Below are 20,627 nucleotides of genomic sequence, written 5' to 3' on the forward strand. Positions count from 1 at the left end.
GTGCCTACCGGCAAGGTCAAGTGGTTCAACAGTGAGAAGGGCTTCGGCTTTCTCTCCCGTGACGACGGCGAGGACGTTTTCGTCCACTCCTCGGTGCTCCCGGCCGGGGTCGACACCCTCAAGCCCGGCCAGCGGGTGGAGTTCGGTGTCGTGGCCGGACAGCGCGGCGACCAGGCGCTCACCGTGACGCTCCTCGACCCCGCCCCCTCGGTAGCGGCCGCGCAGCGACGCAAGCCCGACGAACTGGCCTCGATCGTCCAGGACCTCACCACCCTCCTGGAGAACGTCACCCAGCAGCTGGAGCGCGGCCGTTACCCGGACAAGGCGCACGGCGCCAAGATCGCGGGCATGCTGCGCGCCGTCGCCGACCAGATGGACGTCTGAGCGGTACGGACAGAGGCTTACGGAAAAGCGAGCGCGTCACGGCCGAGGGGCGGTACGAGTCCCTCGGCCGCGGCACGCGTGAGCAGTCCGCGCACCGCCGCGTAGCCGGCCTCGCCGAGGCCTGCCGTGAATTCATTGACGTACAGCCCGATGTGCTGGTCCGCGACCGCCGGATCCATCTCCTGCGCGTGCTCCAGCACATACGGCCGGGAGACCAGCGGGTCGTCCCAGGCCATGCGCACCGACGTCCGCGCCGCCTCGGCCAGTTCGCGCAGTCGCGCGGCACCCAGCGAGCGCTTGGCGATGATCGCGCCGAGCGGGATGGGCAGCCCGGTCGTGGACTCCCAGTGCTCGCCCATGTCGGCGAGGCAGGCCAGCCCGTAGTCCTGATACGTGAACCGCGCCTCGTGGATCACGAGACCCGCGTCCACCTTGCCGTCCCGGACCGCGGGCATGATCTCGTGGAACGGCAGCACGACGACCTCGCCGACACCGCCGGGCACCTCGGTGGCGGCCCACAGCCGGAAGAGCAGATACGCGGTCGAGCGCTCGCTCGGCACGGCGACGGTCTTCCCGGCCAGATCGGCGGCGCTCCCGCCGTCCCGCGTGAGCACCAGCGGCCCGCAGCCCCGGCCGAGCGCCCCGCCGCACGGCAGCAGCGCGTACTCCTCCAGCACCCACGGCAGCACCGCGTACGACACCTTCAGCACGTCGAACTCGCCGCGCTCGGCCATGCCGTTGGTGATGTCGATGTCCGCGAACGTGACGTCCAGGGCGGGTGCGCCCGGCACCCGGCCGTGCGCCCAGGCGTCGAAGACGAAGGTGTCGTTCGGGCAGGGCGAATACGCGATCTTCAGCGGCTCGCTCATCGGGTGACCTCGGCTTTCTCGACGGGTGGCACGTCCAGCGCGGACGGGAGCCGCCGGAACGCGTCCGTGAGCGCGGCCAGCGCGTCCCCGATCCGCCAGGCGGCCCGGTCGCGCGGCCCGACCGCGTTGGAGACGGCACGCAGCTCCAGCGCCGGCACGCCGTGCGCGGCGGCGGCCTCGGCGACGCCGAACCCCTCCATGGCCTCGGCGAGGGCCTGCGGATGGCGTGCCGTCAGCTCTGCGGCCCGCTCGGCGGTCCCGGTCGCCGTGGACACGGTCAGCACCTCACCGGTCGCCGCCCCGGTCGCCCCGGCCACGGCCCGTACGAGCGCCTCGGGGGACCGGTGACCGGTCGCCCCGAAGCCCAGCTCGGCGGTCGACCGGAAGCCCTCGGCCGTCTGCGCGCCCAGATCGGCGGCGACGATCGCCTCGGACACGACGAGGGAGGCCAGCGGCGCGCCGGGCTGGAAACCGCCCGCGATGCCCGCGGACACCACCAGGTCGTAGCGGTCCCCGGCCAGCTCGGCGGCGGTCAGCGCGGTCGCGGCCCCCGCCGCCGCGGCGGCGGGACCGACACCGGCGGCCAGCACGTCGAAGCGCGCCGTGCGGTGCAGGGTCGCACCGCCCGGCAGCGGGACCTCCGTGTGGCGTGGCGAAGCGGCCGTCACCGCGTCACGCTCGGCGGGTACGGCCGTCACCACGAGTACGCGCATCAGCGGGCCCGGCGACTTCAGTCGTTGTCGAGTTCGAGCTTGACGTTCCACACGCCGTCGCTCGTGACCACGGAGAGGACGGTGGTCTCCTCCATGCGCCGGGCCTGCTGGTTGACGAAGAGCGACTGGCCGTCCAGGGACGTGTAGGTCTGCTTCGTCTGCGCGGTCTTCTGCGCACCGCCCGCAGCCACGATCCAGCCCTCGTCGGCGATCTTCGGCTCGACGCCGATGCGCACCTTGTCGCCCGGCTTCACCTTGATGGTCTTGGGTGCCTTGCTCGCCAGGCACTTGCTCAGCGCGGCCTCGTCGAGCTTGGTGCCCTCGTCGAGGCAGACGGCCTCGGTGGTCACCGTGTTCGTACCCACGGTCACGGTCGCCAGCGGCGTCGGCTTGTCGCAGGCGGAGAGGGCGACGAGCCCGAAGGTCACGGCACCGACGGCGGCAGCGGCACGGCGGCGCTTGCCTCGGATAAACGCAGCGGTCATACGGGCAGGCTATCGGGCCCGCCCGCTCACGCCACGCGCGGGTGCGGCGAGCCGCGCCGGGCGGCCGTCAGCAGGCCCCGCACGGCGGTCGCCACGCCGAGCGCGAGGAACCCCGCCGCGACCGACATGCCCAGTACGCCATTGAGCGGCAGCAGGATGCCGATCGCCCCGCCGACCACCCAGGACATCTGCAGCAGCGTCTCGGAACGGGCGAACGCCGACGTGCGCACCTCCTCCGGCACGTCCCGCTGGATCAGCGAGTCCAGCGACTGCTTGCCGAGCGCCTGGGAGATGCCCGCGACGGCCGCCACGGCACCGATCGCGACCGGGCTGTAGAGCACGGCCGCGGTGACCGCCGTCGCCAGGGACACGGACAGCACCAGCGCGATCATCGCCTCCGGCCCGCGCGAGCGCAGCAGCGCGCCGATGGCCGTGCCCAGCGCGTTCCCCCCGCCCGCCGCGACCGCGACGACACCCAGCGACATGGCCGGGCTCAGGCCGCCGAGCGGGTGAACGCGGAGCATGAAGGCCAGGAAGAAGGTGAGGAAGCCCGACAGCATGCGCATCGCGCTGTTCGCCTGGAGGCCGTGCAGCACCGAGCTGCCCACCGTGCGCAGCCCGGGCTTCTTCTCTTTCCTTGTCTGCTTCCCGTTCCCGTTCCTCCCCTGTTTCCCGTTCTTCTCCGGCTTCCCGGCCCGCGGGTGGCGGATCGAGATCGGCCGGTGCTCGCCCGACACCAGACGCGCCCGGGCCTCGCCCTTCGCCGAGTCGACCTTGTGCGGCAGCGAGAAGGAGAGGAAGGTGCCGAGCGCGAACACCGCGCACGCCCCGTACAGCGGATACTCCGGCCCCAGCTGATGCAGCCCCGCACCCAGCGGGGCCGCCAGTCCCGTGGCCAGCAGGCCCCCGAGCGTCACCCGGGAATTCGCCTTGACCAGCGAAATGCGCGGTGGCAGCAGCCGGGGCACCACCGCCGAGCGCACCACCCCGTACGCCTTCGAGGCCACCAGCACGCCGAGCGCCGCCGGATACAGCTCCAGACCGCCCGTCGCCACCGCGCCCGACATGGTCAGCGCGAGCAGCGCCCGAGTCAGCATCGCGCCCGCCATCGCCGCCCGGCGGCCGTGCGGGACGCGGTCCAGCAGCGGCCCGATCACCGGGGCGAGCAGCGCGAACGGCGCCATGGTGACCGCCAGGTACAGCGCCACCCGCCCGCGCGCCTGGTCGGTGGGGACGGAGAAGAAGACCGTGGACGCCAGCGCGATCGTGATCATCATGTCGCCGGCGGAGTTCACCGCGTGCAGCTCGATCAGTTTGCCGAGCCCGGACTCGCCCGCGCCGTGCGCGTGCGTGGCTTTACGGACCCCGCGGGCCGCCCCCGTGAAAGGGCTGCGCAGCACCCGGCCGACGCCCCGGCCGGCACGGCGGAGCGGACCGCCTTCGGCTGACCGGATGGCTCCCACCACGCCATACTGCCCCAACTCACACCGACGATGGCACTTTCGGCGCATCTACGGCTCGCCTCCGGGCCCCGCCGGGCCGACCTCCGGGCAGACCGGCACGAGGCTCGCCGCAGCCCGGCTATCCCCCGCACGGCCGCGCGGGGTAGCGTGCGTAGCGCGCCACCGGCGGTCGTTCTTGGCCGCGCTCCGAGTCTCGATCCCGCAGAATGGGAGTGACTAGGTGCGCCCGAGGCCGTTCGGGCGCGGACGTCGACGCGGTCCTGCGGTCCGCTCCGTCCGCCGACCCGGCCGTTCGGCTGGCGCACTCGTGAGACGGCGTGGAAGAGAGACAAGATTCTTGTGAGTGCTGCGATGCGAAGCCGTACCCCGGACCGCCTGTGCGCCGAGGCGGTCGAACTCGCCCGTACGGCGGCCGAGGAGGCCGCGCTGCCCGGGATGGTCGGCGAGCACGTCGAGGTCGCCGCCGACGGGGACCGCGTCGTCACCCACTACTTCGCCTGCAAGGACCCCGGGTACCGCGGCTGGCGCTGGGCCGTCACCGTGACCCGGGCCTCCCGCGCCAAGGCCGTCACCCTCGACGAGACGGTGCTGCTGCCGGGCCCCGACGCCCTCCTGGCACCCGAATGGGTGCCCTGGAGCGAGCGGCTGCGCCCCGGCGACATGGGACCGGGCGACCTGCTGCCCACCGAGGCCGACGATCTGCGCCTGGAGCCGGGCTGGACCGGTGAGGACGTCCCGCCGCCGAACTCCGCCGTCTCCGAGGAGATGGCCGAGCTCGCCGAGGCGGAGGACGCCGACGTCACGGCCGGCCCGCCCTCCGCGCAGCCCACCACGCCGCTGCGCGGCACGATCGCGTCGGTCGCCGAGGAGCTCGGCCTGCGCCGTGCCCGCGTCCTCTCCCGCTACGGCCTGCACACCGCGGCCGACCGCTGGGACGAGACGCACGGCGCCAAGACCCCCATGGCCCAGGCGGCCCCCGCGTCCTGCGAGAGCTGCGGCTTCCTGGCCCGTATCGGCGGCTCCCTGGGCCAGGCGTTCGGCGTCTGCGCCAATGAATTCGGCCCGGCGGACGGCCACGTCGTCTCCCTCGCCTACGGCTGCGGAGGCCACTCCGAGGCCGCGGTCATGCCGAAGCCGCCGCGGCCGTCGGAGCCGGTGATCGACGATTCGCTGGTGGACCCGTTGCCTTTGCGGCAGGCGGAGTCCTCGGAGGACGAGTCGTCGGAGGACGACCTCGGGCACGCCTGATCTTTCGGTGTCCTCAAGCGCCGGACGGGCTTGACGGGGCTGAGCTCAGCTCATTCCAGCCCGTCCGGCGTTTGAGGACACAGCACAGCAGCCCGTCCGGCGTTTGAGGACACAGCACAGCAGCCCGTCCGGCGTTTGAGGACGCGCCCGCAGGGCGCTCGCCGCCGCAGGCGGCAACGCGGCCCCCGGCGGACGCCGGTACGCACCCCATGGCGCGGAGCGCCCCCACAGGGGGGTACGTTCGCCGCAAAGGCAAGGCGAGTGACACGGCCAAGCCACAGCGGCCGGCGAAAGCGCAGGGAGACACACGTGAGCGGCACGGCAATGGTGCGGGGCACGGCCGACGGGGCGGATCCGTTCGGGACCGCGCGGTTGCGGCGCGGCGTGCTCGACGCCTGGGCGGCGTCGCCCGCCCGGTTCCGGGAGGACGCCAACGCCGAGGAGGACCTCGCGCTCGGCGGCTACCGCGACCGTCTCGTCGTCGAGCTGGCCCAGAACGCCGCCGACGCCGCCGCGCGCGCCGGTGTCCCCGGCCGGCTGCGGCTGACCCTGCACCCCGCGCGGGCCGGTGAGCCCGCCGTGCTGGCCGCCGCCAACACCGGCGCCCCCCTCGACGCCGCGGGCGTCGAGTCCCTGGCCACCCTGCGTGCCTCCGCCAAGCGCGACGACGAGCCGCGACGGGGACCGGACGGCGGGGACGGCGGGGACGGTGCCGTCGGCCGGTTCGGCGTCGGCTTCTCGGCCGTGCTGGCCGTGAGTGACGAACCCGCCGTCATCGCCCGTACCGGCGGCGTCCGGTGGTCGCTCGCGGAGGCGCGGACGCTCGCGGAAGAGACGGCGGCAGCCGCCCCCGCGCTCGGCGAGGAGATCCGCCGCCGCGAGGGTCACGTGCCGCTGCTGCGGCTCCCGCTGCCCGCCGAGGGCAGCGCACCCGACGGCTACGACACCGTCGTCGTGCTGCCGCTGCGCGACGGCGCGGCCGAGGACCTGACCGCCCGTCTGCTGGCCGGGGTCGACGACGCGTTGCTGCTGACCCTGCCGGGTCTGACGGAGGTCGTCATCGAGACGGCGGACGGCACCGTACGGACCCTGACGCGCCGCCAGGAAGGCCCGTACGTCATCGTCGACGACTCCGCGCGCGCGGCGGCCACCCGCTGGCGCGTCGAGCGCGCGGGTGGCCGGCTGGACGCCGCGCTGCTCGCCGACCGGCCCGTGGAGGAGCGGCTGCGCCCGGCGTGGGCGGTGACGTGGGCGGTGCCGGTGGGCACGGACGGCGCGCCCGAGCGGCCCCGGACCGCGCCGGTCGTGCACGCCCCGACGCCCACCGACGAGCCGCTGGGCCTGCCGGCCCTGCTCATCGCCACGTTCCCGCTCGAACCCACCCGCCGGCACGCCGCGCCCGGCCCCCTCACGGACTTCCTCGTCGAGCGCGCGGCCGAGGCGTACACCGCGCTGCTGCGCGACTGGCACCCCGTCGGCACCGGCACCCTCGATCTGGTCCCGGCCCCGCTGGCGCAGGGCGCCCTGGACGCGGAGCTCCGTAGGCTCGTCCTCGACCGGCTGCCCCGCGTCCCCTTCCTCCCGAGCGCGGCTTCCACCGGCGGCGCCGAAGAGCCCGCGCCCTCCGGTGGCATCGAGGGCATCCCCTGGACCCAGGGCCCCGACGCCTCCACCCAGACCGCGCAGCCCGCCCCGGCCACCGGCCGCGCCCCCGCCGACACCTGGGACGACGCCTTCGCGACCGCCCCCGGCGGCGAGACGCACGCACTGCGGCCCGTCGAGGCCGAGATCGTGGAGGGCGCGGGCGCGGAGACCGTCGCCGTGCTGGGCGAGCTGTTCCCGAGCCTGCTGCCCGCCGGGCTGGAGCGCCGCCAGGAGCTGCGCGCGCTCGGCGTGGCCCGGGTGTCGCTGGGCGAGACCATCGACCGCCTGGCGGGCGTCGAGCGGTCCGCCGCGTGGTGGCACCGCCTCTACGACAGCCTCGCCGGTGTCGACCCGGACCGGCTGAGCGGGCTGCCCGTGCCGCTCGCGGACGGGCGCACGGCCATCGGCCCCCGGCAGGTGCTGCTGCCGCCGCCGGACGGCACGGACCCCGAGCAGACCGAGCGGCTCTCCCGCCTTGGGCTGAAAGTGGCCCACCCCGACGCCGCCCACCCCCTGCTGGAGAAGCTCGGGGCCACCCCGGCCTCGCCGCGCGCCATCCTGACGACCCCCCAGGTGCGGGCCGCCGTCGCGAACTCCCTCGACGCCGAGGACGTGTGGGACGAGGACGCCCTCGACGCCGACGCCCTGGCCGAGACCGTCCTCACGCTCGTCCGGGACGCCGGCCTGGTGCCCGGTGACGAGCCCTGGCTCGGCGCGCTCGCGCTGCCCGACGAGGACGGCGAGCTCGCCCCGGCCGGTGAACTCGTCCTGCCCGGCAGTCCCTTCGAGCGCGTCATCCGCCCCGGCGAACTCGCCGCCTGCGACGCCGCGCTCGCCGACCACTGGGGCGAGCAGCCCCTCACCGCGTGCGGCGTCCTCGCCGACTTCGCCCTCGTCCGCGCCACGGACGTCGTCCTCGACCCCGAGGAGCTCGACCCGCGCGAGGGCGACTACGCCGAGCCCGACGACGTCGGCCTGCTCGACGCCGTCGACGTGTGGTGCGAGGACGTGCTGGACCAGCTGCCCGACACCCCCGTGCCGCCGGTCGCGACCGAGATCGTGGCCGTACGGGACCTGGACCTCGTCGACGACGACGCCTGGCCGCAGGCGCTCGCCCTGCTGTCCCGCCCGCCGCTGCGCGACGCGCTGACCACGCCCGTACGGATCCTGCTGCCGGACGGCACGACGGAGTCGGTGCGCCCGTACACCGCCTGGTGGCTGCGCGGCCACCCCGTCCTGGGCGGCCGCCGCCCCGCCGGGCTGCGTGCCGCGGGCGGGGACCCGCTGCTGGCGGGCCTGTACGAGGCGGCCGACGCGGCCGGGCTCGCGGACGAGCAGGTGCTGCGGGCGCTGGGCGTACGGACGTCCGTGGCCGCCCTGCTGGACGAGCCGGGCGGCGCCGCGGAGCTGCTCGCGCGGCTGGCCGACGACCGCCTGCCGGTGGGTGAGGCGCAGCTGCACGCCCTGTACGGCGCCCTGGCCGACCTCGATCCGGACCAGGTCACGCTGCCCGACGAGCTGCGGGCCGTCGTCGACGGCGAGGTGACGGTCGTGGACGCGGCGGAGGCGCTCGTCGCCGACGCGCCGGACCTGATGCCGCTGGCCGAGGGCCACCCGGTGCTGCCGGTACGGCCGGAGCGGGCGGCGGAGCTGGCGGAGCTGTTGCAGGTCCGCCGGGTCAGCGAGGTCTTCCCGGTGGTCGTGCCCGCCGGTGACGGCGAGGTCCGGCAGGTCCCGGACGGGGTGCGGGTGCTGCTGCCGGGGGCGCCGTCGTCGTACGTCGAACACGGCGAGCTCGTCGTCGGCGGCATCGAGCTGGACTGGCGCTACGGGCCGGACGGCGTGCTGCACGCGACGACGCTGGAGGGCGTGGCGGCGGGCCTGGCCTGGGCGGCGGGCCACTGGTCCCGCCGCTTCGAGGCGGCGGCCCTCCTGGAGGACCCGTCCCGCACGGATGAGCTGGCGCGGGCCCGCTGGTTCGATTAGCCGTTCCTTCGCCGGGCGGGGTCATCGATCCCGCCCGGCGAGGGACCCGGTCGCCTTATCCTGGAAGCGAGGAGGCCGTCATGACCAGGAAAGTCGCCGACTGCCGCCGGTTCCCCAGCGAAACCGACTGCTCCCTCACCATCACCGGTGAAGAGGACGAAGTCATCCGCGCCGCCACCGAGCACGCCGTCTCCGTCCACAACCACATGGACAGCCCGGCGCTGCGCGAGCAGATCCGCGAGATGCTCGAGGACGAGAAGGCCAACGCCTGACCCCGGCCCCCCGGCCGGGGATCACGCGGGGAACCGGCGTCCCACCCAGCGCCACACCAGCTCCAGCGCGACCGAGGCCGCCACCGCGATGCCGACGGCGGCCCACGGCATCGTCGTGCCGACCAGTTTCAAGGCGAAGAAGTGCTGGAGCCAGGGGGTGACGAGCACGATCACAAAGCCCAGCGCCATCGCGAGCACCAGGGCGATCCGCCACCACGTGTAGGGCCGGGCGATGATCGCGAGCACCCACATGGAGATCAGGAACAGGGTCAGCGTCGCCGCGCTCGTCTCCGCCGCGAGCGCGCCCGTCCCGCCGTAGTGCTGCCGGGCCAGCAGATACGCCGCGAACGTGGCGAGGCCCGCGATGGCCCCCGCCGGGACGGCGTACCGCATGACGCGGCGCACGAAGTGCGGCCGGGCGCGCTCCTTGTTGGGGGCCAGGGCGAGGAAGAAGGCGGGGACGCCGATGGTCAGGGTCGACAGCAGCGTCAGATGGCGGGGCAGGAACGGGTACGGCACCTGGGAGCAGACGACGAGGACGGCGAGCAGGACGGAGTAGACGGTCTTCGTCAGGAACAGGGTGGCGACGCGCGTGATGTTGCCGATGACGCGGCGGCCCTCCGCTACCACCGACGGCAGTGACGCGAAGCTGTTGTTCAGGAGCACGATCTGGGCGACGGCCCGGGTGGCCTCGGAGCCGGAGCCCATGGAGACGCCGATGTCGGCGTCCTTCAGGGCGAGGACGTCGTTGACGCCGTCGCCGGTCATCGCGACGGTGTGGCCGCGCGACTGGAGCGCGCCGACCATGTCCCGCTTCTGCTGCGGGGTGACCCGCCCGAAGACCGCGCCACGGTCGAGGGCCTCGGCCATCGCGTCCCGCTCGGCGGGCAGCCGGCGGGAGTCGACGGGGGCGTCGGCGCCGGGCAGGCCGAGTTTCCCGGCGACCGCGCCGACGGAGACGGCGTTGTCGCCGGAGATGACCTTCGCGGCGACGTTCTGTTCGGCGAAGTAGCGCAGGGTGTCACCGGCGTCGGACCGCAGCCGCTGTTCCAGGACGACGAGGGCCGTGGGGCGGACGCCGTCCGTGACGCGCGGGTCGTCCAGCTCCCGGTCGGCGCCGGCGAGGAGCAGGACGCGCAGGCCCTGGGCGTTGAGGTCCTCGACCTCGGCGAGCGCCGCGTCGCCCTCGGCCAGCAGCACGTCGGGGGCGCCCAGCAGCCAGCGGCTGCTCTCGGCGTCCGGGCCGTTGAGGGCGGCGCCGCTGTATTTGCGGGCGGAGGAGAAGGGCAGCGATTCCGTGCAGCGCCAGTCGGCGCTGTCGGGGTAGGCGGCGATGATGGCCTGGAGGCTGGCGTTGGGCCGGGGGTCGGACTCGCCGAGGGCGCCGAGCACCTGGCGTACGTAGCTCTCGTCCGCGCTGTCGAGGAGCCGCAGTTCCTTGACGTCCATCCCGCCCTCGGTGAGCGTGCCCGTCTTGTCGAGGCAGACCACGTCGACGCGGGCCAGGCCCTCGATCGCGGGCAGTTCCTGGACGAGGCACTGCTTGCGGCCGAGCCGGATGACGCCGATGGCGAAGGCGACGGAGGTGAGCAGCACCAGGCCCTCGGGCACCATCGGGACGATGCCGGCGACCATCCGCCGGACCGCTTCCTTCCAGTCGTCCTTCTCGACGACGAGCTGGCTGATGATCAGGCCGATGGCGGTCGGGACCATCATCCACGTCACGTACTTGAGGATCTGGCTGATGCCGCTGCGCAGCTCGGAGTGGACGAGCGTGAAGCGGGACGCCTCCTCGGCGAGCTGCGCGGCGTAGGCCTCGCGGCCCACCTTGGTCGCGGTGAAGGCGCCGCCGCCGGCGACGACGAAGGAGCCGGACATGACGGGGTCGCCGGGCTGTTTGAGGACGGGGTCGGCCTCGCCGGTGAGCAGCGACTCGTCGATCTCCAGCCCGTCGGCCTCCAGGACCTCGCCGTCGACGACGCACTTGTCGCCGGGGCCGAGTTCGATGACGTCGTCGAGGACGATCTCGCCGGTGGCGATGGCGGTGGGGACGCCGTCGCGCCGGACGGTGGGCTTGGCCTCGCCGATGACGGCGAGGGAGTCGAGGGTCTTCTTGGCGCGCAGTTCCTGGATGATGCCGATCGCCGTGTTGGCGACGATGACGAAGCCGAAGAGGCCGTCCTGGATGGGGCCGACGACCAGGATGATGCAGAACAGCACGCCGATGATGGCGTTGAAGCGGGTGAAGACGTTGGCCCGGACGATTTCCGTCATCGAGCGCGAGGAACGTACGGGCACATCGTTGACGTCGCCCCGGGCCACGCGCTCGGCGACCTCGCGGGCGGTCAGGCCGGAGTGCGCGGCCGGCGGTACGGGCTCCTCGACTGCGGTGTGCGCCGGATCGCTCATGCCTCCGACGGTACGGGCGGTCAGCCCGGTTCACCTTCCGAAATGACGCTTCAGCGTTCGCCGGCGTTCGCCGCGTGGCGTCGGATGGCCGCTTCGCGCCCACGGACGTACCAGATGCCGATCAGACCGAGACCGGCCCCGGCCAGGCAGGTCCACACCCACCACGCGTGGCCGTGGTCCTCGAACCAGCCGTAGAAGGGGAGCTGCGCGAGGAAGAGGACGAACCAGAGGATCGTGCCGCCGGTGATGGTGGCGACGACGGGGCCTTCCAGGGGCTCCGGTGCCTCGTGTCGGGGTGTCCACTTCGTCATGGCCGTAAGCCTAGTCCGTGCGCCCCCGGTGCCGCGTTCCCGGTCGGGGCCCTTGTCCCATAGGGGTCTACGCGCGGAGATAGCAATTCACGTCTTGTTTATTCATACTGAAACCGACCGGATCTGACTGCGATGTTTCGTCTGATCATCCAAATATGATCCACCGTCCATGATCGCTTTCATGTCGTTCATGAGCCAGCGTTCATGATCCAGCGTTCATGAGCTGTTCGTCCGCGTCCCGGCCTGTCGATCACCGTCGATCACCCGCACGGCCCTCGCGGACGGTCATCCCGACCCTCTGCATCGCCCCCCCGCACCCCCCGCTCGCCTCCCGCAGGCCCGTACGACTGAGGTCCCGCATGCCCCCCTCGGCCACCTCCCCGGTCGACGCCCAGCAGCCGTCCCCCACGCCGCCCCCCGGCAACGCCCTCGACCGGTTCTTCCGGATCTCCGAGCGGGGCTCGTCCGTCTCCCGCGAGATGCGCGGTGGTCTGGCCACCTTCTTTGCGATGGCCTACATCATCGTGCTGAACCCGATCATCCTCGGCGCGGGCCAGGACAAGTTCGGTCACCAGCTGGACAACGGCCAGCTGGTCACGGCCACCGCCCTGATGGCGGGCCTCAGCACCGTCCTCATGGGCGTCATCGGCAATGTGCCGATCGCCTGCGCCGCCGGCCTCGGCATCAACGCCGTCGTCTCGCTCCAGCTCGCCCCCAAGATGAGCTGGCCGGACGCGATGGGCATGGTCGTCCTCGCCGGTCTGGTGCTGATGCTGCTCGTCGCCTCCGGTCTGCGGCAGCGCGTGATGGACGCGATCCCGAGCGGACTGCGCCGTGCCATCGCGATCGGCATCGGCATGTTCATCTCGCTGATCGGCCTGGTCGACGCCGGCTTCGTCACCCGCAACCCCGACGCCGCGCACACCACCGTCCCGCTCGGCCTCGGCCAGGGCGGCCAGCTCCAGGGCTGGCCGGTGCTGATCTTCGTGATCGGCCTCGCGCTCACCTTCATCCTGCTCGTACGCAAGACACGGGGCGCGATCCTCATCGGCATCGTCGTGATGACCTTCGTCGCGATCGTCATCAACTCGCTCGCCGACATCCCCGACGCGAACTGGGGCCTCAGCGTCCCGCAGGTGCCGGACAGCATCGTCGGCTCGCCCGACTTCGGACTCGTCGGCGACATCAGCCTCTTCGGCGGCTTCCACGAGGTCGGCCTGCTGACCGGCTGCCTCTTCGTCTTCACCGTGCTGCTCTCCGGCTTCTTCGACGCGATGGGCACCATCATCGGCGTCGGCGAGGAGGCCGGGCTGACCGACGACAAGGGCCAGCTGCCCAACATGGGCCGGATCCTGATGGTCGACGGCGTGGCCGTCGCGGCGGGCGGCGTCGGCTCGGCCTCCGCGAACACCTGCTTCGTGGAGTCCACGGCAGGTGTCGGCGAGGGCGCCCGTACGGGCCTCGCGAACCTGATGACCGGCGGGCTCTTCCTGCTGGCCCTCGTCTTCACCCCGCTCGCGAAGATCGTCCCCTCGCAGGCGGCCACCCCCGCGCTGCTCGTCGTCGGCTTCCTGATCATGGCGGCCAACGTCAAGGAGATCGACTGGAGCGACTTCACGATCGCGATCCCGGCGTTCCTGACGATCGTCTCGATGCCGTTCACGTACAGCATCACCAACGGCATCGGCATCGGCGTGCTCGCCTTCATCCTGCTGCGCATCGCGGACAAGCGGGCCCGGGAGATCCCCTGGCTGCTCAACGTGGTCGGGCTGTGCTTCCTCGTCTACTTCCTGCTCGACCCGATCGAGCAGGCGCTGGGTGTGAAGTAGCAGGGCCCCGGTTTCTGGCCCCGATTTCTGGCTTCGACGAGCCGCTCATGCCTTCCCGGCGTGGGCGGCTTCGTCGTTGGCGGGGCAGGTGTCCGTGTCCTACCCCTCCACTTTATTTAGCGCGGGTAATAAGATAAACTAACTAACATGCTGGAAACCCCGGACAACACAGCCGCCGTGAACTCTCTGCGGTCCGGCGTGATGCGTCTGTCACGGCGGCTCAAGCACCAGCGGGTCGACGAGTCGCTCAGCCCGACCGAGATGTCGGTGCTCGGCACCCTCGCCCGCTGCGGCTCCGCCACCCCCGGCGAGCTGGCTCGCAAGGAGCATGTGCAGCCGCCGTCGATGACCCGCATCGTCGCGCTGTTGGAGGCCAAGGGCCTCGTCCGGCTGGAACCGCACCCGGAGGACCGCCGCCAGAAGGTGGTCACCCAGACCGAGCGGGCCGAGACCATGCTCGAAGAGAGCCGGCGCAAGCGCAATGTCTGGCTCGCCGAGCTGGTGGAACAGCTCGACGAGGACGAGTGGGCGACGCTCCGCGCCGCCGCGCCCGTACTGGAGAAACTCGCGCACCTGTAGGCGTACGCGGATACGCAGTCGCCCGTGGGTGCCATAAGGACGGCCTGAGGCCCGCCCAGAAGGAGGCGAACGCACTTTGAGTTCGGGACCCGGAGCAGACTCCGCACCCGCACCGAACACCCACGACGACGCACGCACCACCTCCCTGAAGCCCAAGGGAGGCACCTTCAGCTCACTGAAGGTCCGTAATTACCGGCTCTTCGCCACCGGACAGGTGGTCTCCAACACCGGCACCTGGATGCAGCGCATCGCCCAGGACTGGCTGGTGCTCAGCCTGACCGGCTCCTCCGCCGCCGTCGGCATCACGACGGCGCTGCAGTTCCTGCCCATGCTGCTCTTCGGGCTGTACGGCGGCGTCATCGCCGACCGCTACCCCAAGCGGCGGCTGCTCCTGATCACCCAGCTCGCCATGGGCCTCACCGGCCTGGCGCTCGCGGTCCTCACCCTCTCCGGTCACGTCCAGGTCTGGCACGTCTACCTCACCGCCTTCGCCCTCGGCCTCGTCACGGTCGTGGACAACCCCGTCCGCCAGGCGTTCGTCGTCGAAATGGTCGGTCCGGCCGACCTGCGCAACGCCGTCAGCCTCAACTCCGCCAACTTCCAGTCGGCCCGGCTCGTCGGCCCCGCCATCGCGGGCGTGCTGATCACTGCCGTGGGCAGCGGCTGGGCGTTCCTGCTCAACGGACTCTCCTACGCCGCCCCTCTCGCGGGGCTGCTGATGATGCGCACGAGCGAGCTGCACAAGGTCGACCGGGCGCCGCGCGGCAAGGGCCAGTTGCGGGAAGGCCTGCGCTACGTGGCCGGGCGGCCGGATCTGATCTGGCCGATCGTGCTGGTCGGCTTCATCGGCACGTTCGGCTTCAACTTCCCCATCTGGCTGACGGCGTTCGTCAACGACGTCTTCCACGCGGGCGCCGGCACGTACGGCCTGCTCAACACCCTGATGGCGGCCGGTTCCCTGATCGGCGCCCTGCTCGCCGCCCGCCGGGGCACGTCCCGGCTGCGGCTGCTGGTCGGCGCGGCCGCGCTGTTCGGCCTGCTGGAGATCACGGCGGCGCTGGCGCCGACGTTCTGGGTGTTCGCGGCGCTGCTGGTGCCGATCGGCATGTTCGGCCTGACGATCAACGTGACCGCCAACTCGAGTGTGCAGCTGGCGACGGACCAGGCGATGCGTGGCCGGGTCATGAGCCTGTTCATGATGGTCTTCATGGGCGGCACGCCGCTGGGCGCGCCGCTGGTGGGCTGGGTCACCGATGTCTACGGCGCGAGAGTCGGCTTCCTCGCCGGTGGTGTGGTGTCGCTGCTCGCGGCGTCGGCGATCGGCTTCACGCTGGCCCGGGTGGGTGGCTTGCGCCTGCGGATAGACCTGCGGCGTGGGCACCGGCGGGTGGAGTTCGTTCCGCGTGAGTCTGCGCGTGAGTCTGCGACGCAGCGGGAGGAGCTGGCGGCTACGGCCTGAGGCCGGTGGCCGGGGCTCCGGCGTGGTGGCGCGGGCCGGTGGGTCCGGGCCGGGCGCCGGGGCCTCCGGGGGCATCCCGGAATCGGATATTTACGGGCGGGAACCCCCGAGCGCATCGGCGCCCGGCACTTCCGCCCACAAATATCCGGCAGCATTCCGGGACGCCCCCTGCGACCCCGTCGCCCTCCGCCGTCGTCCCGGTCAAGCCTGTCCGGCGCCCTGCGGACGCGACGCGCCCGCAGGGCGCTCGCCGCCGCAGGCGGCAGGACGGGGCGGTAGTGGAAGGTCCGCCGGATATTCCGGGCCTACCCGGCGGGTGTCACACCCGCCGGGCCAGTACCTGGCCCGGCCAGTCGCCCTCCGGGCCCGCCAGAAACGTTTCCGTGGGTGTGAAGCCGTTGCGGCGGTAGTAGTCCACCAGCCGCCCCTCGCTGCCCGCGTAGCAGTCGACGCGCAGCAGGGAGATGCCCTGGCGCCGGGTCTCCTCGACCGCGTGGGCCAGCAGGGCCGCGCCGACGCCCCGGCCCGCGAAGCGGCGGTCGGTGACGAGCAGATGGACGTACACCTCGGGTTCGTCGGCCCGGGCGACGTACGGCGCGGGGTCCGGCGTCAGCGTCACCGCGCCCGCCACGACGCCGTCGATCATCGCGAGCCACGGGGTGCCCGAGCGGACGATCTCCCCGACCCGGTCGACGGCCTTGGGCCGGGCCGACCACGGCTCGGTGCCCCACTGCCCCGTGCGCCCGTGCGCGACGAGCCACTCGACGGCGCCGTCGAGCATGGCGAGTATCGCGGGGACGTCGTCCTCCCCGCCCTTCCTGATCTCCAACCGGCTGGTCTCCATCCGGGTGAGACTAGCCACATGCGACTGTTCGCCGCGATCATTCCGCCGGAATCCGCCCTCGTCGAACTCACGGCCGTGGTCGGCGCCCTACGGCACCTGCCGGGCGCGGACCGGCTCCGCTGGACCGAGCACGAGGGATGGCACTTCACGCTCGCCTTCCTCGGCGAGGTCGACGATGGCCTGCTCCCCGAGCTGTCCGAACGGCTGGAGCGCGCCGCGCGCCGCCACCCGCCGCACGAGCTGCGGCTCGCGGGCGGCGGCCGCTTCGGCGACCGCATCCTGTGGGTGGGCGCCGAAGGCGACCGCGCCACGCTGCGCGACCTCGCCCGCTCGACGGCGGCCGGGGCCCGCAGGGCCGGGGTGGACGTGGACGGCACGCACACCTTCCACGCCCATCTCACCCTCGCCCGCGCCACGGGCGGGGTGGACCTCAAGCCGTACGCGGCGGCCCTCGGTGACTTCCACGGGACGGCGTGGACGGTGGACCGGCTGGCGCTCATGCGCAGCCACCCGCCGGTCTCCGGCGTCCCCGGAGAGCGTCCGCGCTACGAGGTGATCCGGTCCTGGGGGCTCGGCCACTGATCCGGTCGCGTCCGCACTCCTCGGGGCCGGTTACGCTCGAAGGGTGGACCCCAAGACCAGAAACCGGATCGTGTCCGGTGTGCTCGCCGTCATGCTCGTCGTCATCGCTGTCGTCGCGGCGGTGAAGTGACGCCCTGACGCGCGCGTTCCCGGCCTACCAGGCGAACGCCTCGGGGGACGGCCCCGGCCCGGGGAAGATCCCTTCGAGCCCGGCCAGCACCTCGTCGGACAGCTTCAGCTCGACGGCGCGGAGCGCGGACCCGAGCTGGTCGGGGGTCCGTGGTCCGACGATCGGCCCGGTCACGCCGGGCCGGGTCAGCAGCCAGGCCAGCGCGACCTCGCCGGGTGCGAGACCGTGCTTGTCGAGCAGGTCCTCGTACGCCTGGACCTGCTCGCGGACCTTCGTGCTCGCGAGCGACTCCACCGACCGCCCCGACGTGCCTTCCCGCTCCTTGCGGATCGCCCCGCCGAGCAGCCCGCCCTGAAGCGGCGACCAGGGGATGACCCCGAGCCCGTAGGCCTCGGCCGCCGGGATGACCTCCATCTCGGCGCGCCGCTCGGCGAGGTTGTACAGACACTGCTCGCTGACGAGCCCGTACGAGCCCCGTCGGCGCGCGGCCTCGTTGGCCTGGGCGATGTGCCAGCCGGCGTGGTTGGACGAGCCCGCGTAGAGGATCTTGCCCTGCTGGACGAGGACGTCGACGGCCTGCCAGATCTCGTCCCACGGCGTCGTCCGGTCGACGTGGTGGAACTGGTACAGATCGATGTGGTCCGTCTGGAGCCGCCGGAGACTGGCGTCGACGGAGCGTCGGATGTTGAGGGCGGACAGCCGGTCCTGGTTGGGCCAGTCGGCGCCGTCGCTGCCCATGTTGCCGAAGACCTTGGTGGCGAGGACGACCTTGTCGCGCCGGTCGCCGCCCTTGGCGAACCAGGTGCCGATGATCTCCTCGGTACGGCCCTTGTTCTCGCCCCAGCCGTAGACATTGGCGGTGTCGAAGAAGTTGACGCCCGCGCCGAGCGCGACGTCCATGATGGTGTGACTGTCGGCCTCGTCCGTCTGAGGCCCGAAGTTCATCGTCCCGAGAACGATCCGGCTGACCTTGAGTCCCGTGCGTCCGAGCTGCGTGTACTCCATGCCCGTAGCAAAGGCCCTGGAGCGCGCTCGAGGCAAGGGCCCCGGCGCTGAACGGCGCGTCGGGCGTTTCCTATCGCTCCTGGAGCACGGACAGCGTGTTGCCCGCCGGGTCCGTGAACCAGGCGATGTACGGGCCCTCCTGGCGCATGATGCCCTTCTCGTCCTGGGTGAATTCGGGATACCGCTCGAAGGTGATCCCGCGCTGGACGAGCTCGTCCACGGCCTTGTCGATGTCGGTCACGGGAAAATTGAGCACGGTGAACGACGCGGGTACGTGGTCGGCCTTGGGGTAGATGAGGATCTCCCCGCCGCCCTCGAGGTGGAGCGTCAGCATGTCGTACTCCTCGGAGAGGCGCAGGCCGAGCGTCTGCCCGTAGAAGCCCTTGGCCTTCTGCATGTCGTCCACCGCGAAGCTGCTGAACGCCCTGGTGTTCGTGAACATGTTCGGATTCCCGTCGCTCGTGCCGCTGTCGGTCGGTCGCTCGCGGTACGAGTTTTCTTCCTCGGGGAGGGAAAACCGGGCTGCGAACCGGTTGGTTCGTCCGACCGGGTGGGCGGGGGCGCCGATCGGCCCCCAACTCACCGCCGTTCGGTGTCCAGGACGTGGGGGAGACCGCGCCGCCAGCGCCGCAGGTCTTCGACCTTGGCCGCGGCGAACTCCGGTGCCTCGTACCCCTTGAACGTCCGGACCTCGGGGACGTCCGAAGCTCCGGCGGCCGCCAGTACCGAGGCCGCCGCCCGCCGCCCGGCCTCGTTCGCGGTCTCCATCGAGGTGAAGTCGACGTTGCTGTAGGTCCGTACGTAGTCGGCGGCGAGGAAGAGGTTCCCGACGGCGGTCGAGGCGTCCGGGCGCAGCTCCCAGGAGCCGACCGAGTTGAGCAGATACGGGTCGTCGTTGTGCAGTCCGTCGGCGCCCTCGCCGATCGCCTCGTCGAGGTACCACGAGTGCAGCAGCGCGTCGTCGAGTCCGTGCCGGCCCGCGCTCCCCAGGTGGGCCTGCATCTGTGCCCAGACCTCGCGGGCGACCTCGGCCCGTGTGCACCGTCTGGCGGGTCTGCGGTAGAGGATGCCCGGCGTCTCCCAGTCGGAGATGACCACGGACAGCGACTCCTGTACCCCGCCGTCACCCCAGGTGCGGGAGAACGGGGCGCGCCAGAGCTTGGACTGGCTGATCGACACCAGCTTCCAGGGGGAGTCGACGTGGACGATGTGGCCCGCGATGACCGGAGCCGGGCGGCGCAGGAAGTACTGGATGCCGTTGGACCAGGTCTGCTGGAGCCCGTCCATGGCCGCGAGCCGTGGATCGGCCGCGCGGAGCGCACCGTTCCAGAGCGTGCCGGCGCGGTCCGAGGGGACCGCGGCGATGAACCAGTCGGCGTCGATGCGGTCCGTCGTGCCGCCCGGGGTGCGGACGTGGGCCGACTCGAGGCGGCCGGCGCGCAGCTCCAGATGCTCGACCTGCCGGTCGAAGGCGAAGCGGACGCCAAGGGTCCGCAGATGTGCGACCCAGGGGTCGATCCACATCTCGCTCGTGGGGCCGTTGAAGATGCGGTCGGCGGGGCCGTCGCTGCCGCGCCCGATGAGGTCGTAGACGATGGCCTCCAGCCCCTGGCCGCACGTGCGGGCGCTGGCGGTCGGGGGTTTGAGGGCCTGGATGAGCTGGACGCCGCCGCCGAGAAGCCGTTGGTAGTCCTCCGACATCCGGTCGGCCCTGATGAAGTCCCACCAGTTCACGTGTTCCCACTGGCCGAACCGGCGCTCGGTGCAGCTGGTGAACAGCATCACCGCCTGCTTGGCGAAGAAGGCCGCCTCCCACGACGGCAGGCGCAGGGACTCCGCCAGCAGCCCGGCGGCCGAGGCGACCAGCAGTTCCACGCCCGACAGGGAGAGAGTCCCCGGTCTGACGGGGAGGTGGATGTCGGGGCGGTTCCCGGCCCGGGCCAGCTCGATCCGGGTCACGGGCGTGAGATTGTCGAAGACGCTGGCGCCGCCGGGCAGCGGGATGCGCCGCAGGGTGTCGGGCAGATTGTGGTAGAAACCGAACACCCCCCGGTGGCCGTGCTCGCCCGGCAGATCGCGTCGGCCGCCGGTGCCGCTGTGCGGGACGTACAGGGACCGCGCCTTGCCGCCGGCGACGGAACGGCGCTCGTAGACCGTCACCTCGAAGCCACGCTCGGCGAGCTCGTGTGCGGCGGTCAGGCCACCGACGCCCGCACCGAGGACGGCCACCCGACGCCCGCCCCGCCCCTTGCCGCGCCCGGCCCCACGGGCCGCCGCGGGCCCGGCCACGCCTACGCCGAGGCCGACCCCGAGCCCCGCCGTACCCGCTGCGGCAGCTCCGTAACGGAGCACGTCACGGCGTGGAACTCCCCGCCAAGTCGACACGGCTTCATCCATGTTCCCTCCGCCTCTTCG

Annotated in this window: 18 protein-coding genes; 8 read left to right on the top strand and 10 right to left on the bottom strand. The window is 72.4% G+C overall.

All coding sequences use genetic code 11. From position 1 onward, the window contains the following. Entirely contained in the window at window positions 1–384 is a 384-nt protein-coding gene (locus JO379_RS33725; protein WP_130879373.1) for a cold-shock protein, read from the top strand. A 17-nt stretch (window positions 385–401) separates the two neighbouring features. On the opposite strand, the gene JO379_RS20260 is transcribed toward JO379_RS33725, so the two are convergent. The 4 genes from JO379_RS20260 to JO379_RS20275 are packed head-to-tail and all read right to left on the bottom strand — an operon-like array spanning window position 402 to window position 3,914. Continuing rightward, the gene (locus tag JO379_RS20260) at window positions 402–1,253 is read right to left on the bottom strand and encodes a 1,4-dihydroxy-6-naphtoate synthase (protein ID WP_209516211.1); all 852 of its coding nucleotides are present in this window, start codon (window positions 1,251–1,253) and stop codon (window positions 402–404) included. Beyond that, the gene (locus tag JO379_RS20265; RefSeq protein ID WP_130879375.1) at window positions 1,250–1,966 is read right to left on the bottom strand and encodes a futalosine hydrolase; all 717 of its coding nucleotides are present in this window, start codon (window positions 1,964–1,966) and stop codon (window positions 1,250–1,252) included. Before JO379_RS20265 ends, JO379_RS20260 begins: the two co-directional genes overlap by 4 nt. Window positions 1,967–1,983: 17 nt before the next feature. After that, window positions 1,984–2,451 carry a DUF2771 family protein gene (locus tag JO379_RS20270; protein WP_130879376.1) on the bottom strand — a complete coding sequence of 156 codons (468 nt, stop codon included), beginning with the start codon at window positions 2,449–2,451 and terminating at the stop codon, window positions 1,984–1,986. Between the two features lie 26 nt (window positions 2,452–2,477). Further along, complete coding sequence (locus tag JO379_RS20275) at window positions 2,478–3,914, bottom strand: MFS transporter (protein ID WP_130879377.1); 1,437 nt, start codon at window positions 3,912–3,914, stop codon at window positions 2,478–2,480. 351 nt (window positions 3,915–4,265) lie between these two features. Between JO379_RS20275 and JO379_RS20280 the strand changes: the two genes are divergently transcribed. The 3 genes from JO379_RS20280 to JO379_RS20290 all read left to right on the top strand — a co-directional run bounded on the left by JO379_RS20280 (window position 4,266) and on the right by JO379_RS20290 (window position 9,064). Then, window positions 4,266–5,162 (top strand): DUF3027 domain-containing protein, encoded by an 897-nt coding sequence (locus JO379_RS20280; protein WP_130879378.1) that lies wholly within the window; start codon window positions 4,266–4,268, stop codon window positions 5,160–5,162. Window positions 5,163–5,486: 324 nt separating this feature from the next. Continuing rightward, window positions 5,487–8,792 carry a sacsin N-terminal ATP-binding-like domain-containing protein gene (locus JO379_RS20285; protein ID WP_209518768.1) on the top strand — a complete coding sequence of 1,102 codons (3,306 nt, stop codon included), beginning with the start codon at window positions 5,487–5,489 and terminating at the stop codon, window positions 8,790–8,792. 80 nt (window positions 8,793–8,872) lie between these two features. Then, on the top strand, window positions 8,873–9,064 hold the full coding sequence (locus tag JO379_RS20290) for a DUF1059 domain-containing protein (protein WP_130879379.1): 192 nt from the start codon (window positions 8,873–8,875) through the stop codon (window positions 9,062–9,064). A gap of 21 nt (window positions 9,065–9,085) precedes the next feature. Here the strand turns inward: JO379_RS20290 and JO379_RS20295 are convergent, their stop codons facing one another. Then, the gene (locus JO379_RS20295; RefSeq protein ID WP_209516212.1) at window positions 9,086–11,473 is read right to left on the bottom strand and encodes a cation-translocating P-type ATPase; all 2,388 of its coding nucleotides are present in this window, start codon (window positions 11,471–11,473) and stop codon (window positions 9,086–9,088) included. A gap of 50 nt (window positions 11,474–11,523) precedes the next feature. Beyond that, on the bottom strand, window positions 11,524–11,784 hold the full coding sequence (locus tag JO379_RS20300) for a DUF2530 domain-containing protein (RefSeq protein WP_130879381.1): 261 nt from the start codon (window positions 11,782–11,784) through the stop codon (window positions 11,524–11,526). A gap of 359 nt (window positions 11,785–12,143) precedes the next feature. Here JO379_RS20300 and JO379_RS20305 point away from each other — a divergent pair, with 359 nt between their 5' ends. From JO379_RS20305 to JO379_RS20315, 3 genes are all read left to right on the top strand, one after another. Beyond that, a complete protein-coding gene (locus JO379_RS20305; RefSeq protein ID WP_130879382.1) occupies window positions 12,144–13,613 on the top strand; it encodes an NCS2 family permease in 1,470 nt (489 codons plus the stop codon). Window positions 13,614–13,760: 147 nt separating this feature from the next. Next, entirely contained in the window at window positions 13,761–14,192 is a 432-nt protein-coding gene (locus JO379_RS20310) for a MarR family winged helix-turn-helix transcriptional regulator (RefSeq protein WP_130879383.1), read from the top strand. Between the two features lie 76 nt (window positions 14,193–14,268). Then, on the top strand, window positions 14,269–15,651 hold the full coding sequence (locus JO379_RS20315) for an MFS transporter (RefSeq protein WP_130879384.1): 1,383 nt from the start codon (window positions 14,269–14,271) through the stop codon (window positions 15,649–15,651). Between the two features lie 319 nt (window positions 15,652–15,970). Here JO379_RS20315 and JO379_RS20320 read toward each other — a convergent pair whose 3' ends face one another. After that, complete coding sequence (locus JO379_RS20320) at window positions 15,971–16,495, bottom strand: GNAT family N-acetyltransferase (protein WP_209516215.1); 525 nt, start codon at window positions 16,493–16,495, stop codon at window positions 15,971–15,973. Window positions 16,496–16,513: 18 nt separating this feature from the next. Between JO379_RS20320 and thpR the strand changes: the two genes are divergently transcribed. Continuing rightward, window positions 16,514–17,077, top strand: coding sequence for an RNA 2',3'-cyclic phosphodiesterase (gene thpR, locus JO379_RS20325; RefSeq protein WP_209516217.1), 564 nt, complete (start codon window positions 16,514–16,516; stop codon window positions 17,075–17,077). 154 nt (window positions 17,078–17,231) lie between these two features. Here thpR and JO379_RS20330 read toward each other — a convergent pair whose 3' ends face one another. The 3 genes from JO379_RS20330 to JO379_RS20340 all read right to left on the bottom strand — a co-directional run bounded on the left by JO379_RS20330 (window position 17,232) and on the right by JO379_RS20340 (window position 20,564). Further along, window positions 17,232–18,212 carry an aldo/keto reductase gene (locus tag JO379_RS20330; RefSeq protein WP_130879387.1) on the bottom strand — a complete coding sequence of 327 codons (981 nt, stop codon included), beginning with the start codon at window positions 18,210–18,212 and terminating at the stop codon, window positions 17,232–17,234. Window positions 18,213–18,282: 70 nt separating this feature from the next. Continuing rightward, window positions 18,283–18,654 (bottom strand): VOC family protein, encoded by a 372-nt coding sequence (locus tag JO379_RS20335; protein ID WP_130879392.1) that lies wholly within the window; start codon window positions 18,652–18,654, stop codon window positions 18,283–18,285. 137 nt (window positions 18,655–18,791) lie between these two features. Then, complete coding sequence (locus JO379_RS20340; RefSeq protein ID WP_209516219.1) at window positions 18,792–20,564, bottom strand: hydroxysqualene dehydroxylase; 1,773 nt, start codon at window positions 20,562–20,564, stop codon at window positions 18,792–18,794. Between the last annotated feature and the right edge of the window lie 63 nt (window positions 20,565–20,627).

The organism is Streptomyces syringium (assembly GCF_017876625.1).
Lineage (GTDB): Bacteria > Actinomycetota > Actinomycetes > Streptomycetales > Streptomycetaceae > Streptomyces > Streptomyces syringius.

Coding starts and splice junctions, on each gene's coding strand:
- JO379_RS20260 (WP_209516211.1), bottom strand. CDS start 1,253: ATGAGCGAGCCGCTGAAGATCGCGTATTCGCCCTGCCCGAACGACACC.
- JO379_RS20265 (WP_130879375.1), bottom strand. CDS start 1,966: ATGCGCGTACTCGTGGTGACGGCCGTACCCGCCGAGCGTGACGCGGTG.
- JO379_RS20270 (WP_130879376.1), bottom strand. CDS start 2,451: ATGACCGCTGCGTTTATCCGAGGCAAGCGCCGCCGTGCCGCTGCCGCC.
- JO379_RS20280 (WP_130879378.1), top strand. CDS start 4,266: ATGCGAAGCCGTACCCCGGACCGCCTGTGCGCCGAGGCGGTCGAACTC.
- JO379_RS20285 (WP_209518768.1), top strand. CDS start 5,487: ATGGTGCGGGGCACGGCCGACGGGGCGGATCCGTTCGGGACCGCGCGG.
- JO379_RS20290 (WP_130879379.1), top strand. CDS start 8,873: ATGACCAGGAAAGTCGCCGACTGCCGCCGGTTCCCCAGCGAAACCGAC.
- JO379_RS20295 (WP_209516212.1), bottom strand. CDS start 11,473: ATGAGCGATCCGGCGCACACCGCAGTCGAGGAGCCCGTACCGCCGGCC.
- JO379_RS20300 (WP_130879381.1), bottom strand. CDS start 11,784: ATGACGAAGTGGACACCCCGACACGAGGCACCGGAGCCCCTGGAAGGC.
- JO379_RS20305 (WP_130879382.1), top strand. CDS start 12,144: ATGCCCCCCTCGGCCACCTCCCCGGTCGACGCCCAGCAGCCGTCCCCC.
- JO379_RS20310 (WP_130879383.1), top strand. CDS start 13,761: ATGCTGGAAACCCCGGACAACACAGCCGCCGTGAACTCTCTGCGGTCC.
- JO379_RS20320 (WP_209516215.1), bottom strand. CDS start 16,495: ATGGAGACCAGCCGGTTGGAGATCAGGAAGGGCGGGGAGGACGACGTC.
- thpR (WP_209516217.1), top strand. CDS start 16,514: ATGCGACTGTTCGCCGCGATCATTCCGCCGGAATCCGCCCTCGTCGAA.
- JO379_RS20330 (WP_130879387.1), bottom strand. CDS start 18,212: ATGGAGTACACGCAGCTCGGACGCACGGGACTCAAGGTCAGCCGGATC.
- JO379_RS20335 (WP_130879392.1), bottom strand. CDS start 18,654: ATGTTCACGAACACCAGGGCGTTCAGCAGCTTCGCGGTGGACGACATG.